At 71.1% G+C, this 14397-nt stretch carries 12 protein-coding genes; 6 read left to right on the plus strand and 6 right to left on the minus strand.

Translation table 11 applies throughout. The annotated features are described in order from the left end of the window. Positions 1–102 precede the first annotated feature (102 nt). The 6 genes from ACFVT1_RS27115 to dhbA form a co-directional block, all read right to left on the minus strand. The gene (locus tag ACFVT1_RS27115; protein ID WP_389800034.1) at positions 103–1356 is read right to left on the minus strand and encodes a serine hydrolase domain-containing protein; all 1254 of its coding nucleotides are present in this window, start codon (positions 1354–1356) and stop codon (positions 103–105) included. Positions 1357–1860: 504 nt separating this feature from the next. Then, a complete protein-coding gene (locus tag ACFVT1_RS27120; protein WP_389800173.1) occupies positions 1861–3657 on the minus strand; it encodes a glycoside hydrolase family 15 protein in 1797 nt (598 codons plus the stop codon). A gap of 505 nt (positions 3658–4162) precedes the next feature. Beyond that, positions 4163–4810, minus strand: coding sequence for an isochorismatase family protein (locus ACFVT1_RS27125; protein ID WP_389800036.1), 648 nt, complete (start codon positions 4808–4810; stop codon positions 4163–4165). Between the two features lie 62 nt (positions 4811–4872). Beyond that, positions 4873–6513 (minus strand): (2,3-dihydroxybenzoyl)adenylate synthase, encoded by a 1641-nt coding sequence (locus tag ACFVT1_RS27130; protein ID WP_389800038.1) that lies wholly within the window; start codon positions 6511–6513, stop codon positions 4873–4875. Continuing rightward, positions 6510–7724 carry an isochorismate synthase DhbC gene (gene dhbC, locus ACFVT1_RS27135; protein WP_389800040.1) on the minus strand — a complete coding sequence of 405 codons (1215 nt, stop codon included), beginning with the start codon at positions 7722–7724 and terminating at the stop codon, positions 6510–6512. Before dhbC ends, ACFVT1_RS27130 begins: the two co-directional genes overlap by 4 nt. Before the next feature lie 89 nt (positions 7725–7813). Beyond that, positions 7814–8644, minus strand: coding sequence for a 2,3-dihydro-2,3-dihydroxybenzoate dehydrogenase (dhbA, locus tag ACFVT1_RS27140; RefSeq protein ID WP_389800042.1), 831 nt, complete (start codon positions 8642–8644; stop codon positions 7814–7816). A gap of 772 nt (positions 8645–9416) precedes the next feature. Between dhbA and ACFVT1_RS27145 the strand changes: the two genes are divergently transcribed. From ACFVT1_RS27145 to ACFVT1_RS27170, 6 genes are all read left to right on the plus strand, one after another. Beyond that, positions 9417–9656: a phosphopantetheine-binding protein gene (locus tag ACFVT1_RS27145; RefSeq protein ID WP_389800044.1), complete on the plus strand. Its 240-nt coding sequence runs from the start codon at positions 9417–9419 to the stop codon at positions 9654–9656. After that, the gene (locus ACFVT1_RS27150) at positions 9653–10504 is read left to right on the plus strand and encodes a siderophore-interacting protein (protein WP_389800045.1); all 852 of its coding nucleotides are present in this window, start codon (positions 9653–9655) and stop codon (positions 10502–10504) included. The genes ACFVT1_RS27145 and ACFVT1_RS27150 overlap by 4 nt, the downstream gene beginning before the upstream one ends. A 100-nt stretch (positions 10505–10604) precedes the next feature. Then, positions 10605–11603: an ABC transporter substrate-binding protein gene (locus ACFVT1_RS27155; protein WP_389800047.1), complete on the plus strand. Its 999-nt coding sequence runs from the start codon at positions 10605–10607 to the stop codon at positions 11601–11603. Then, on the plus strand, positions 11600–12622 hold the full coding sequence (locus ACFVT1_RS27160; RefSeq protein ID WP_389800049.1) for a FecCD family ABC transporter permease: 1023 nt from the start codon (positions 11600–11602) through the stop codon (positions 12620–12622). Before ACFVT1_RS27155 ends, ACFVT1_RS27160 begins: the two co-directional genes overlap by 4 nt. 62 nt (positions 12623–12684) lie before the next feature. Beyond that, positions 12685–13614 (plus strand): FecCD family ABC transporter permease, encoded by a 930-nt coding sequence (locus ACFVT1_RS27165; RefSeq protein ID WP_389800175.1) that lies wholly within the window; start codon positions 12685–12687, stop codon positions 13612–13614. Beyond that, on the plus strand, positions 13611–14396 hold the full coding sequence (locus ACFVT1_RS27170) for an ABC transporter ATP-binding protein (protein WP_389800050.1): 786 nt from the start codon (positions 13611–13613) through the stop codon (positions 14394–14396). The genes ACFVT1_RS27165 and ACFVT1_RS27170 overlap by 4 nt, the downstream gene beginning before the upstream one ends. Position 14397 lies beyond the last annotated feature (1 nt).

The following is a 14397-nucleotide window of genomic DNA, read 5'->3' on the forward strand; positions in this document are numbered from 1 at the left end:
GAAGTCCCGCCACCCACGCCCGGACGTCGAACGGGCGCGGCGACAACGCGGCGAGGTGCCGGAGCCGACGTCGTGCGCCCGCCGGGGATCACGCGACAGCCCTCAGGAGGCATGCCCGAGCGACGGCGGGGCCCAGCCCTGCTCTCGCTGCCCGGGTCCGGCTGGTTGCGACGCGGTCCCGGCGATGGCGGCGCCGCAGAACTCGGCCTCCAGCACTCCGCCCATCCCAGCGGAACTCCAGTCCCCGTTGAGGTTGAAGGCGAAGGCATGGCGGCCGTCATCCGTCGTCGCCGCGTAGGAGAGCGAGCCGATCCAGCCACCGCCGTGACCCCATACCGTGGTGCCGCAGCTCGTCGTCAGCTGTTCGATCCCGAGACCGTAGCCGGAGTCGAAAACGGTGGTCTTCATCTCCTTCAGCTGCTCCGGGGCGAGCAGTCTGCCCCGCATCAGGGCGCTGAAGAAACGATGGAGATCGCCCGCGTCGGAGATCATGTCGCCCTCGGCCCAAGTCTGGGACGCGTTCTGGACGGTCACGTCATGGACCCTGGCTCCCTCGGTGTCGTCATCGAGTGCCGAGTACGCCCTGCTGCTCGGCTTCGGCATGCGCGAACTGTCACCCGGCATGAGGGTGGCGTGCAGCTTGAGCGGTGTGATGATCCGCGTACGGATCTCGTGCTCGTAGGTATGGCCCGTGACCTTCTCCATGATCAATCCGGCGAGCACATAGTTGGTGTTGGAGTACGCGTACCGGGTGCCGGGCTCGAAGGCCGGCGCGTGCGCCATGGCGGCGTCCACTGCCACCTTCGGGGGCCTGATGTCGTAGCGGTGCCTGAGAAAGCCGGTGCCGAGATACCTTCTTGCGTATTCCGGGTCGTCGGTGAAGTCGAAGATGCCGCTCGTGTGGTTGAGCAGCTGCCGGACCGTGATCTTCCGGCCGTCGTGGCCGTGGCCGCGCACCATTCCGGGAAGCCAGGAGTCCACCGTCCTGTCGAGATCGAGCCGTCTCTCGGCTTCCAGCTGGAGCATGACGGTCGCGACGAAGGTCTTGGTGATGCTGGCGATCCGGAACCGGTCGTCGGCCCCGCGCGGTGCGCCGGTTCCGAGGTTGCCCACGCCCGCAGCCCCCTTCCAGATGCCGTCCTCGGACCGTGCCTGGGCGGTGACCCCGGGGATGCCCGCCCGCACGACGGCGTCCATTGCCTGCCGGGTTTCCTCATGGCCGGTGCGGCCGGCGGGCTGACCGGGGCTGCCGCCCGATGACGCCCGCGCAGGCGCCGTGAACGCGGTCGTGGCCATCGCGAGCACCACCGCGAACCCCACCACGTACCTGTGCGACCTGGACCGACGTGCAGTCATGTGTGCTCCTCGTCATCCCCGGCACCGCCCCCCGCACGGACCACGGCGGTCGCAGTGCTCAGTCCGTCATCTCGCGCTCGCGATCCGCGCTCGGGGATAGAGACCGCGAGCGGTGCGGCCATGGTTGACCTCAGGCTCCGACACGACTGCGCCCCGGTGGGGGCAAGAGGACGGCGGACGGTTTCGACCGACGCCTGCCGGCCCCGACGATGCCGGGATCGATACGCAACCCGGTCGACTCCTCCGTCACCTCCGTCTCCCTGGTACCGATCGGCGCCGACGCCGGCAGCCTGCACCACCTCGCCCGGTTCCTGCTTGCTGTCAGCGCCCTGTCCCCGGCGGTGGCCGTCGTCGACCGCTCCCTGCGCCGCATCGGAGCCCCACCCGACGACACCACCACCGGGACCGAACCCCAGGATTCCCCCTGCCACGGGCGCGTAGAAACGCGGAGAGGCGGATCCTCCCGGTCGGGCAGGAGGAGAGGGGCGAGAAGCCGCCGACGCCCTAACCGAGCCTGCGGTCGAGATTGAAAGCCGCGCTGATCAAGCCCAGGTGGGTGAAGGCCTGCGGGAAATTCCCGCGCTGCTCCCCGGTGTGGCCGATCTCCTCCGCGTACAGACCGAGGTGGTTGGCGTACGTGAGCATCTTCTCGAACGCGAGCCGGGCCTCGTCCAGGCGGCCTGCGCGGGTCAGCGCCTCGACGTACCAGAACGAGCAGATCGAGAACGTGCCCTCGTCGCCCCGCAGCCCGTCCGGGCTGGCCTGCGGGTCGTAGCGGTAGACCAGCGAGTCGGACACCAGGTCCTCGCCCAGCGCGTCCAGTGTGGCGAGCCACCTCGGGTCGGTGGGGGAGACGAACTTCGCCAGCGGCATCATCAGCAGGGACGCGTCCAGGACGTGGCCGTCCTCGTACTGGACGAAGGCGTGCCGCTCGTCGGACCAGCCATGGCTCATGATCCGGCGGTAGATCGCGTCCCGGGCGCGCCCCCACCGCACGACGTCGACGGGCAGGCCGCGGTGCCGGGCCAGCCGCAAGGCACGTTCGATGGCCACCCAGCACATCAATCGCGAGTAGAGGAAGTTCTTGCGCCCGCTGCGGGACTCCCATATCCCCTGGTCGGGCTGGTCCCAATGGGTGCAGACCCAGTCGACCAGCTCGGTGATGCCGTCCCAGTGCGCGCTGGAGATGGGCTGGCCCCACTTGTCGTAGAGGTAGAGGGCATCGACGAGCGCCCCGTAGATGTCCAGCTGCAACTGGCCGACGGCGTCGTTGCCGACACGTACGGGGGCCGAGCCCCGGTAGCCTTCGAGGTGGGTCAGCTTGCGTTCGGGCAGCTCACGGCGCCCGTCGATGCCGTACATGATCTGCAGCGGGCCGGTGCCACTGTTCGCGCCGTCCGTTTCGAGGCGGACATGTTCGGTGAGGAAGCCCATGAAGGCCTCGGCCTCGTCCGTGAACCCCAGCCTGAGCAGCGCATACACACAGAACGCGGCGTCACGGATCCATACGTATCGGTAGTCCCAGTTGCGCTCACCACCGATGCGTTCGGGCAGGCTGGTGGTCGGCGCGGCGATGATCGCTCCGGTCGGGGCGTAGGTGAGCAGCTTGAGGGTGAGGGCGGAGCGGTGCACCATCTCCCGCCAGCGACCGCGGTAGCGCGACTGGGACAGCCACCGCCGCCAGTACCCCACGGTGGCATTGAACTGCTGCTCAGCCTCGGACAACGGGCAGAACCGGGGCACCACGCCGCCGCCGACCCGATCGAGGGCGAAGACGGCGGACTCGCCCTCGTGCAGCTTGAACAACGACCACACGTCCGGGCCGGCGACCTCGATCGGCACACTCGAGGTCAGGGCGAGAGTGAGTGAGGGCGATTCGAAGATCGCCTGACCGTGCTGGGCACGCACGGTGTGCGGCTGCGTCCCGTACTCGAAGCGGGGGGCCACACGGGCGCGGAACGGCAGCGATCCGCGCACGCACACCACGCGGCGGATCAGCCGGTGCCGGTCGGCCTCGCGCGAATCGTCGACGACCGGCATGAAGTCCTGGACCTCGCCCACTCCGTCCTCCGCGAAGAAACGGGTGATGAGCACATTGGTGTCGGGGAAGTAGAACTGCTTGGTGCTCGTCGGGGCGTCCGCGGCGAGCTCGAAATATCCGCCCCGGTCGGCGTCGAGGATCGAAGCGAAGATGCTGGGCGCGTCGAAGCGCGCACAGCAGTACCAGTCGATGGTGCCGGTGCTGTCCACCAGCGCCGCGCTGCGCAGATCGCCGATCAGGCCGTGCTCGGCGACCGGCACGTAGCGGGGCGCACCGGCGCCCGGGGATCCGTCGAAGGCGCCGAACGCCCCGGGGTTCGTGTTGGCCTCCCTGGTCACATCCGGACCTCCCTGCGCCACTGCCCCGCCCTTCAGGCTTACCAGTCGTCGACGCGCAGGACAACGGGAGCGGGTTCGGCACCCCGCCCGGCGGTGCCGCTCGGCGAGGGGGACGTCATCCTGTACCCGCACCCGAGTGCGGGCCGGGGCTTCGCCGCGTCGATGGGGAAGCGGGGGCAGAACCGCGGTGTACAGGGGTTCGTGCCGGCATCCTCCGCCACTGCCGGGCGCGATCTCCGCGGCCGGGGGCACGTGGAGAGAGCGGTCCGGTCCGTGCAAGCGCATGTGGGGGTGCACCGGTCGTCCGAGGGCCGTGTTCCCGCCCTTTCCCGCCCTTCCCCGCCCTGGCATCGGCGAGGGTCTTCTCCGACGTCGACGGGCACGTCGGCGAGCCTGACGGTGATGTCCACCCGCAGCCGCTCAGGATTCAGGGCCGCGGCGGCCGGTTCCCTTCGAAGACCGCGCGGGTGCTGGTGACGGCCGCGCACTTGCCGGCCGCCCAGCGCAGTGCCATCGCATGGTCCTCGGCGGAGAAGTCGGCCACCGCGTCGGCCACCACGAAAGCCTGGATGTCCTGCATCCAGGCGTCGCACGCGGTCATGAGGACGCCGATGTGGGCATAGACGCCGGTGATGACGATCTGGTCGCGGCCTTGTTCGCGCAGCAGCTTCAGGAGGTCGGTGCGGACGAAGCCGCTGTACTTCCACTTGGTGAGCACCGTGTCACCCTCGTCGGGTGCGACGGCATCCGCGATGGCGGCGGCGAACGGGTCCGCCGGCAGGCCCGGCCCCCAGAAGTCCTGCTGCAGACCGCGCTCGTCCGGGCTCTGGCCGCCGGGCTGAGCGGTATAGAGCACCGGTACGCCGATGCGCGCCGCTTCCCTCTTCAACTCCGCCACATGCGAGAGCAGTTCGGGAATCGGTGAGGACCGGAGGTCGTAGGCCGACAGGAAGTAGTTCTGCAGATCGTGGACGAGGAGCACCGCGCGTGACGGGTCCACGGCCCACTCGACCCGGTTGGCGGGCATCTCGTCGGCGGTCGGCATGGGGTACGGGGCAATGGCGGGCAGGGTCATGATGCTGGTATTCCGTTCAGGTTCGCTGGGAAGCCGGGCCGGTGGGGCGGGCCCGGGGGGCTTCAGGCGTTCGGGGAGGCGGATGCGCTGCGGGCCGCGGCGGTCCGCAGGTCCTTCTTGGAGACCTTCCCCACGCCGGTCTGCGGGAACGCGTCCACGAACTCGACCCGGTCCGGCACCTTGTACCCGGCCAGGCCCCGTTCCCGTACGAACCGCTTGATGTCCACCGGCTTCAGCGGACCCGCTCCCGGGCGCAGGATCACGTACGCGCAGACGCGTTCGCCGAGATACGGGTCGGGCTCGGCCACCACGTTGGCGTCGTGCACGGACAGGTGGGCGAGGATGTGGTTCTCCACCTCCTCGGCGGCGATCTTCTCGCCGCCCCGGTTGATCTGGTCCTTGGCACGTCCCTCGACGACGATGTGCCCGCTCCGGGCGACCCGGACGACGTCGCCCGTACGGTAGAAACCGTCCTCGGTGAAGGAACGGGCGTTGTGTTCCGGCGCCCTCCAGTAGCCGCGGATCGTGTAGGGCCCCCGCGTCAGCAAGTGGCCCGTCTCACCCGGCGCGACCTCGCGGTCCTCGTCGTCGACGACGAGGATCTCGTCGTCCGGCGAGATGGGCCGCCCCTGGGTGGTGGCGATCACCTCGGCCGGGTCGTCCAGCCGGGTGTAGTTGACCAGCCCCTCGGCCATCCCGAAGACCTGCTGCAGGGTGCAGCCGAGCGTCGGCCCGACCCGCCGCGCCGCCTCCTCGCTGAACTTGGCGCCACCCACCAGCAGGACATCCAGGCTGCTGAGGTCGTGCGCGGTGGCGGTGGCCGCCTCGGTCCACAACAGGGCCAGCGGCGGGACCAGCCCGGTGATGGTGACGCCTTCCCGCTCGATCAGCGGGAAGGCCACCTGGGGGGAGGGCTGCGGGCACAGCACCACGCGCCCGCCGGCGTAGAGCGCGCCGAGCGAACCGGGCGAGGAGAGCGGGAAGTTGTGCGCCGCGGGCAGCGCACAGAGGTAGACGCTGTCCTCGTCGACGCCGCAGATCTCGTTGGAACCGCGCAGCGAGTAGATGTAGTCGTCGTGGGTGCGCGGGATCAGTTTCGGTACGCCGGTGCTGCCGCCGGAGAGCTGGAGGAAGGCCAGGTCGTCCGGGCGCGGGACGCCGTGGCCGACCGGCTCCTCCGCCACGTCGGACAGCGCCTCGAACTCGCCCGGGTCCCCGGCGGCGACGAACACGTGCCGCAGTGTGCCCGCGGCGGCGCGGGCCTTCGCCGCCAGCTCGCGGTAGTCGTAACCGCCGTGTTCTGCCGCGATGACGTACGCGACCGCCTCGGTGAACTCGCAGAAGTACGAGATCTCCGTCTCGCGGTGGGCCGGCAGCGCGAAGACGGGCAGCGCGCCGATCCGGAACAGCGCGAAGACGACCTCGAAGAACTCGGCGATATTGGGCAGTTGCACCACCACGCGGTCGCCCTTGGTGATGTTCCGGGCGAGGAGTCCCGCAGCCAGCCGGTCGGCGCGCCGGTCCAGTTCCGCGTAGCTCCATCGGGTTCCCGCGACGGGATCGACCACGGCGATCCGGTCCGGGTGTGCCTCGGCACGGTCCCGGAGTACGGAGCCGAAGGTCTCTCCGCGCCACCAGCCTGCCGCCCGGTACCGTTCGGTGAAATCGGACGGCCAGGTGGGTGCGTCGTCGTCCGGGCTCACAGTTCGGCCCCCACCGCACTGAGGAAGGTACGGAACTTGGCTGCCGTCTCGGCGGTCTCTGCCTCGGGCTCGGATGCCGCCACGATGCCGGCGCCCGCGTAGAGGCGCAGGGTGCGCTCCTCGGCCTCGGCGCAGCGGATCGTGACGATCCACTCGCCGTCGCCCCGGGCGTTGCCCCAGCCCACCACTCCGGTGAAGAAGCCGCGGTCGAACGGCTCGGTCTCCGCGATGACCTGACGGGCCGTCGTGGTGGGGGTGCCGCACACGGCGGGGGTCGGATGCAGGGCGCAGGCGAGAGCCAGGGCCGAGGTGTCGGGGGAGGCGAGCGTGCCGGTCACCGTGGTGGACAGGTGCCACATGGTGGCGGTGCGGATCAGTGTCGGCCGCGCGGGGACGGTCACCTCCGTGCAGTGCGGGGCCAGGGCCTGGTGGACGGCGTCCACGACGACGGCGTGTTCGTGCAGGTCCTTGGCGGACTCCAGCAGGGTGGCGGCACGGCGGACGTCCTCGGCGAGGTCGGTGCTGCGGGGGGTGGACCCGGCGAGCGGATTGGCGACCACCCGCTGCCCCTGGCGGGAGACCAGCAGTTCCGGACTGGCACCGATGAGGGTGCGACCGGCCCCGGTGGGCAGGGCGAAGGTATGGCCGAGGGGGTCGCGGCGGGCCAGGCGCTGGAGCATCGCGGGCAGGTCGAGAGGGGTGCGGGAGGTGAGTTCGAGGGTGCGGGCGAGGACCACCTTGCTGAACTCCCCGCGCCACATGCGCTCTACGGCCGCGGCTACGCCCGCTCCGTAGGCCTCGGGTTCGGGCACCGGTCGTATCCGCCAGTCCGCCGGGCCGGACACGCCGACGGGCAGAGCGATCAGTGGGTCGGAGGCGAGCGGCGGCGCGATGCGCAGTGCTGTCGGCACGCTCAGGGCGGCCGGTGCGGCGTGGTCGAACGGGACGGCGCCGATGACCACCGGCGATTCCTGTCCGGCTGCGCCGGCTTCGGCCAGGGTGGCGTTCACCCGCTCGTGCAAGGGCCTTTCGTCGTGCGGTACATGGCGTCCCGCACCGTGTGCCAGCAGGGTGCGGCCAGGGGTGGCGAGGAAGCGGGCGCCCGGTGTGTAGGCGTTCAGAAGCGAGGTGGCCGCTCCTACGGCCGGATGGGCCGGATGGGCCGGATCGGCCGGGGGTACATGCGTGGCGACCTGGGGTGCCGTCGACACGGGGACTCCATTCTCGATGGTTCCGTCAGCGGGTGCGGGTGCGGGTGCGGGTGCGGGTGATCGGGGGGTACGGAGGAGCCGGGGACGGTTCAGCGCAGGGTCGCGCCGCCGTCGACGTACAGCTCCTGCAGGGTGATGTGGCGGGCGCGGCCGGAGGCGAGGAAGGCGACGGCGTCGGCGATGTCCTCGGGAGCGGCGATCCGGCCCAGCGGTATGCCGGTGCGGTAGGTCGCCGGGTCCCCGTCGACGACGCGCTGCTCGGCGCCGGAGTCGGTCCACAGGGCGCGTTGCATCGCCGTGTCGGTGGACCCGGGTGCGACGACGTTGCAACGTACGCCGCTGCGGGCGAGTTCGAGGCCCAGACACTTGGTGAACATGACGGCCGCCGCCTTCGATGCGGCGTAGGCGGCCATACCGGTGCGAGGAATCCCGGCGGCGTTGGAACCGACGGTGATGATGCAGCCGTTGCCCCGGTCGGCCATCAGCGGTGCGACGGTCTGCGAGACGTGGAAGACGCCGGTGGTGTTCACCGCGAAGGTGTCCGACCAGTCCTCGGCGGAGAGTTCGGCCGCGGGGCCGGTGCGCAGGATGCCCGCGACGTTCACGAGCACGTCGACGGGGCCGAGTTCGCGCTCGGCGCGTGCCACGGTGTGCTCCACCGAGGGCCGGTCGGTGACGTCCATGACGTACGGCTCCAGACGACCCGCCGAGCGCTCGCTCCCCGGTTTCTTCGCCTGCCGCCGGTTCCACTCCGCGGCCCGGGTGCCGATGCCGCCCTGCGCGCGGTCGGTGGCGGCCACGCGGGCGCCGAGGGTGGCGAACAGGTCGGCGACGGCCGCCCCGATGCCTTGTGCGGCACCGGTCACCAGGACAGTGCGGCCGTCGAACTCACCACTTCTGCCCGGTATGTGCTCAGGCATGAGCAACCTCCTACGGGATGTTAGGTAAGGGTAACCTAACCTACGTCGGCTCCTCGGGGGGTGGTGAGCCGCCGAAATCGCTCGGGACGGCCTTGGCGTTGCCTCGGCCGGCCTTGCCCCCTGTGGGCGTCGGGTGCGGAGGCTGCGGTCCCGGCCTCTGAACGCGGCTTCCGCGCCGCCCGGTTGGGCGGGGGGAGTGTGGCGGTGGGTGAAGGTGCCGCCCGCCGGCCTTGGTGTCCCCGTCCCGGCATCGCACTTCCCTTCTGTGGCGGCCGGCCCCGGGTCGCCGTACTGCCGCCCCGATGTGCCTGCCGTCGCCGTCGGTCGTGTCGCCGCTCCGGTCGAGGCCGGTCGGCGTAACTGCGCAGTGATGTGACGAAGCGTCACATGGGGCGGAGTCGGTCATGGAGAGGGTGCGTGACGCCGGGCCTGCTTTCATCTGCCCCGCGCCAATGGGTTAGGTTAGCCTTGCCTGAGTGTGAGTGGGGGGCGTGTCGGCTTGGAAGTTGCCCGCCACGACATCCGATGCAACACGCTCTCGCCGGGCTTCACCGGCACTCCGGTACCCCGACGCGGCGTCGGGCGGACGAGGGCGACCGTGCGCGGGTGACCGTCACCCCCGAACGGTTCCGGCGGCCGACGCGGTCGCCGCATTCTCCCGCGCACGCCACGGCCGGGCGTGCGCGTACGCCGCCCGGTGCCGTGGCGTCGTAACCACCACCGCCGGCACGCCGACCGCGCTGCCGGCACCCATTCCCGCAGGAGGTATCCGATGAACCAGACCTTGTCGCCCGAACGTGTCCGCGCCGACGTCGCGGAGCTGCTCGGCTGCGACCCCGCCGAGATCGCCCCCGAGGAGAACCTGGTCGACCTCGGCCTGGACTCGGTGCGGATGATGACCCTGGTCGAGCGCTGGCGCGCCGCAGGGGCGGCCACGCTGGACTTTGCCGACCTGGCCGAACAGCCCGAACTGGCGCACTGGACGGCGCTGCTGACGGGCGGGACCGCATGAGCCGGGTCGACCACCGCCACCGGCACCTGGACCGGATCGCGGAGGTCCGGTCGGGCCTCCATGCCGAGAAGGTGGGCTACCCGATCGGCATCCGGGAGACCGAGGTCGTACGCACCGTCATGGTCGGCGCCGGCCTGCTCCGAGTGACCCTGGGCGGGGCGGGCACCGAGGGGTTCGAGGCGCACTCGCCGGATGAACACGTGAAACTGATCTTCCCGGATCCGGACGGCTCGCTGCGGCTGCCCGAGCCCAACGGGGCGATGCTGCGCTGGCCGCGGCCGGCGCTCGTCTCGCGGGAGTACACCGTGCGCCGCTACGACCCGGTCGCCGGCGAGATCGATATCGACATCGCCCCGCACGACGGCGGCCTCGCGTCGGACTGGGCGCGTGAGGCCCGGCCGGGCGCCGTCATGCATGTCGCGGGGCCGCCCGGCGGGCTGATCGTCCCGCACACCTACGACCGCTACCTGCTCGCGGGCGACATCACGGCCCTACCGGCGATCGCGCGCTGGCTGGAGGAGCTGCCCAGGAGCGCGCGGGGCTGGGCATTCGTCGAAGTCGCCGACGCCGCGGAGGAGATCGAGCTGTCCGCGCCCGAAGGCGTCGAGGTGCGCTGGCTGCACCGCGGCGGCCTGTCGGCGGGAACCGGCGACGCGCTGGCGCGGGCCGTGACCGCGGTGGCCGTGCCCGAGGGGGAGCGGGTGTACGTGTGGGCCGCGGGCGAGGCCGGGCAGGTCAAGCCGCTGCGCCGCTGGGCCCGCGACGAGCTGCGGCTGGAGAAGGCCGACCACGACATCACCGGTTACTGGAAGCGCGGCGTCGCCGACTTCGACGAGGACGACCACTGACCGACCGGCCGGACGGGGGTAGGGGCGAGCCGCTCCCCGATTGTCCTGCCGAAAAGCCATCAACTAAGGTTAGCCTTACCTAAGTATCGAGGAGTGTTGCATGTCCCTACGCAGATCGTCCGGCCGGGTCGGCGCCGTATCGCTGGCCCTGATCCTGACCGGGTGCGGGTTCTCGTCCGAGGGCGGATCGGAGGCCTCGGAGAAGGGCGGTACCCGGGTGTTCGCCGCCGACAACGGCAAGATCACCATCCCGGCCGACCCGAAGCGTGTGGTGGCCACCGGCTATGCCGTGCCCGTCATGATCGAGGCCGACGCGCCACTGGTCGGGATCTCGTCGTGGAAGCGCGGTGAGCCGATGATGACCAAGGAAGACCTGGCCACGTACAAGAAGCTCACCAAGGTGGCGGGCGAGCAGGCCGCCGAGACCAACTACGAGGCCGTCGCCGAGGCCGATCCCGACCTGATCGTCATCGGTGTGCCCGCCCCGGTGCTCGGCGACATCGACATCAAGCGGCTGGAGTCCATCGCCCCGGTCGTGGCGATCGGCCCGACCGTGCCCTCTGCGTGGCGCGAGCTGTCCCACCGGCAGGCCGACGCCGCGGGCGCGCTCGAGCAGTTCGACGTCGCGAAGGACGCGTACGAGGCCAAGGCAGCGGAGTTGGCCAAGAAGTACAAGGGTGTGCTGCCCCAGCTCAAGCTGGGTCACGTCGGCGCGTACGGTGAGGTCGCCAAGGGCACCTTCCAGCGCGAGTTCAACGGTTCGTGGGGCACCAACATCGCCGAGGACCTCGGCGCGAAGTACTACGGCAAGGTCAAGGAGCCCGGCCCCGGCTCGCGTTCGGTCAGCGAATACCCGTCCATCGAGGAGCTCCCGGCCGCGTTCGGCGAGGCCGACGTCATGACCTACTCCGTCAACGCCGACGGCAGCATCCCCAAGTCCGTCCAGTACGTCCTGGATTCGAAGCTCTGGAAGAACCTGCCCGCCGTGAAGGCCGGGAAGGCGTTCCCGTTCCGCTACACCGAGGCCGCGACCTACGGCGAGGCCGTTCAGACCCTGGACGCGATCGACAAGTCGCTCGCTCCGCTGCTCGACCGGTGACCGTCGCGGGCCGCGCGTCCCAGGCGGCGAGAACCGGGCGGGCCGTTCCGCAGATCGGCCTGCTCGTCGGCGGACTGGTGCTGCTGGCAGTGGTCGCCGTGCTCAGCATGGGCGTCGGGGCCCGTCACGTTCCGCCCGCCGAGGTCGTGCGGGCACTGCTGGACCACCGGGGCACCGACGACCACGTGATCGTCCGCGACGTCCGGGCGCCGCGCGCGCTGCTGGCCATCGCGGTGGGCGCCGCGCTCGCGGTGGCCGGCGCGCTGATCCAGACGCTGGCCCGCAACCCGCTGGCCGAGCCCGGCATCCTCGGGGTCACCGCCGGCGCCGGGTTCGCCGTCACCGTCGGCTCGGCGCTCGGGCTGGCCGCCGGGCAGACCGGCGAACTGGGCTTCGCGATCGCCGGATCCGTGCTCGCGGCGCTGCTGGTCGCCGCGGTCGGACAGCGCTCACCGCTGCGCCTGGTGCTCACCGGCGTGGCTCTGACCGCGGTGCTGGGCGGCGTCGCGCTCGGTATGCGGCTGATGCTCCCGGACGTCTTCGACGCCTACCGGTTCTGGTCGGTCGGGTCGCTCGCGGCCCGCGAACAGGCGCCGCTGGCACTGCCGTTGGCCGCGATCGCCGTGTCCCTGCTCGGCGCGCTGCTGCTCAGCCGGGCACTCAACGCCCTGACGCTGGGCGAGAACGTGGCGCAGACACTGGGGGCGGGCGTCGGCCGGGTACGAGCCGCGGCCCTGGTGCTGATCACCGTGCTCAGCGGGGCGGCGACGGCGGTGGCCGGGCCGATCCTGTTCGTCGGGCTGATCGTGCCGCACCTGGCACGCAAGCCGGCGGCGGGCTCGGTGCCGTGGCTGATCCTCTACACGATGGTGCTGGGCCCGATCCTGCTGCTGGTCGCCGACATCGGGTCGCGGGTGCTGCTGCCCACCGGCGAGGTACCGGTGGCCGTCGTGACCGCGTTCCTCGGCGGCCCCATGCTGATCTGGGCCGTGCGCCGCTACGGGGCGGGATCGCTGTGACCGCGCTCGGACCGAGGGCCGAACGCCGCACGGTGGTGCTCGTCGCGGTGCTGGTGACCCTGATGCTGGGCCTGGGCCTGCTCGGACTGTGCTACGGGGCGTCATGGTCCTCCCCCGGCAAGGTGTTCGCCGTGCTGACCGGGTCGGATCACTCCGTGGTGATCCGGGACTGGCGGTTGCCGCGGGTGCTGGCCGGGCTGGTCTTCGGTGCCGCGCTCGGTGTGGCGGGGGCGATCTTCCAGAACCTCACCCGCAACCCGATGGGCAGCCCCGACGTCATCGGCCTCGACGCGGGCGCCTACACCGGCGCCCTGGTCGCCCTCACCGTGCTGTCGGGCACCTCCGCCCAACTGGCCGTCGGCTCGGTACTCGGCGGGCTGGTCGTCGCGGCCGCGATCTACCTGCTGTCGTTCGAACGGGGCTTCTCGGGGCTGCGGTTGGTGGTGATCGGCATCGCCTTCAACGCGATGGTGACCGCGATCAACTCGTGGATCGTGCTGCGCGCCGAGCTGGAGGTGGCGATCGCCGCCGTCGGCTGGAGCGCGGGTTCACTCAACGGCGTGGGCTGGGCCGACCTGGGGATTCCGTTCTCGGTGATCGCCGTGCTGCTGATCCTGATGACCACGCGGGCGCACGCCATGCACCAGGCATCACTCGGCGACGCGATCGCGGTGACCACCGGGGTCGGGCTCGACCGGCTGCGGCTGCTGATGGTGCTGGTCGGCGTCGGCTGTACGGCCACGGTGACCGCGGTGGCCGGCCCGATCGCGTTCATCGCCCTGGCCGCCCCGCAGATCGGCCGCAGGCTCGCGGGCGCGGCCGGCGTGCCACTGCTCCCGGCCGCGCTGACCGGAGCGGTGCTGCTCCAGGGCGCCGACCTGATCGCCCAGATGCTGCTGGCGCCCGTCGCGCTGCCCGTCGGCGTGGTGAGTACCGCGATCGGCGGTTGCTATCTGATCTGGCTGCTGACCAAGGAGGTGAGGCGCGCGTGACCGCACGCCTGACGGCGCGGGAGATCACCCTGCGCTACGGAGACCGGATCGTGGCCACGCGGCTGAGCCTCGACATCCCCGACGGCGCGTTCACCGCCGTCGTGGGCCCCAACGGCTGTGGCAAGTCGACCCTGTTGAGCGCGCTGGTCCGGCTGCTGCGCCCGGACTCCGGGCGCGTGGAACTCGACGGCCGCGAGGTCGGCGGCTACGCGACCAAGGCACTGGCCAAGAAGCTCGGCTTCCTGCCGCAGGACCCGCTGGCACCCGACGACATCAAGGTCCGGCAGCTGGTGGGCCGGGGACGGTTCCCGCACCAGTCGATGCTGGCGCTGTGGTCGGCGGACGACGAGGAGGCCGTCGACGAGGCGATGGCCGCCGCCGGTGTCGAGGACCTGGCCGACCGGCCGGTGCAGGAGCTGTCCGGCGGACAGCGGCAGCGGGCGTGGATGGCCATGGTGCTCGCCCAGCGGACGCCCTACCTGCTGCTCGACGAACCGACGTCGTTTCTCGACATCACTCACCAGTACCAGCTGCTCGGCCTGCTGGCGAGGCTGCGCAACGAGGGCCGCACGGTGGTCGCGGTCCTGCACGACATCAACCAGGCGTGCCGGTTCGCCGATCACCTGGTCGCCATGAAGGACGGCCGGGTGGTCGCCGAAGGAGACCCCGGGGACATCGTGGACGCTGCGCTGATCAAGGACGTGTTCGATCTGCCGAGCGTCGTCGTCCCCGACCCGGTGACCGGCACACCGATGGTCGTTCCCACACTTCTAGGAGAGTAAG

This window comes from Streptomyces sp. NPDC057963 (assembly GCF_042887155.1).
Classification (GTDB): domain Bacteria; phylum Actinomycetota; class Actinomycetes; order Streptomycetales; family Streptomycetaceae; genus Streptomyces.

What these genes read in the sequence shown, in the direction of transcription:
- ACFVT1_RS27145 (WP_389800044.1), top strand. Translation starts at nt 9,417, where the DNA reads ATGAACCAGACCTTGTCGCCCGAACGTGTCCGCGCCGACGTCGCGGAG.
- ACFVT1_RS27150 (WP_389800045.1), top strand. Translation starts at nt 9,653, where the DNA reads ATGAGCCGGGTCGACCACCGCCACCGGCACCTGGACCGGATCGCGGAG.
- ACFVT1_RS27115 (WP_389800034.1), bottom strand. Translation starts at nt 1,356, where the DNA reads ATGACTGCACGTCGGTCCAGGTCGCACAGGTACGTGGTGGGGTTCGCG.
- ACFVT1_RS27155 (WP_389800047.1), top strand. Translation starts at nt 10,605, where the DNA reads ATGTCCCTACGCAGATCGTCCGGCCGGGTCGGCGCCGTATCGCTGGCC.
- ACFVT1_RS27125 (WP_389800036.1), bottom strand. Translation starts at nt 4,810, where the DNA reads ATGACCCTGCCCGCCATTGCCCCGTACCCCATGCCGACCGCCGACGAG.
- dhbA (WP_389800042.1), bottom strand. Translation starts at nt 8,644, where the DNA reads ATGCCTGAGCACATACCGGGCAGAAGTGGTGAGTTCGACGGCCGCACT.
- ACFVT1_RS27165 (WP_389800175.1), top strand. Translation starts at nt 12,685, where the DNA reads ATGCTGGGCCTGGGCCTGCTCGGACTGTGCTACGGGGCGTCATGGTCC.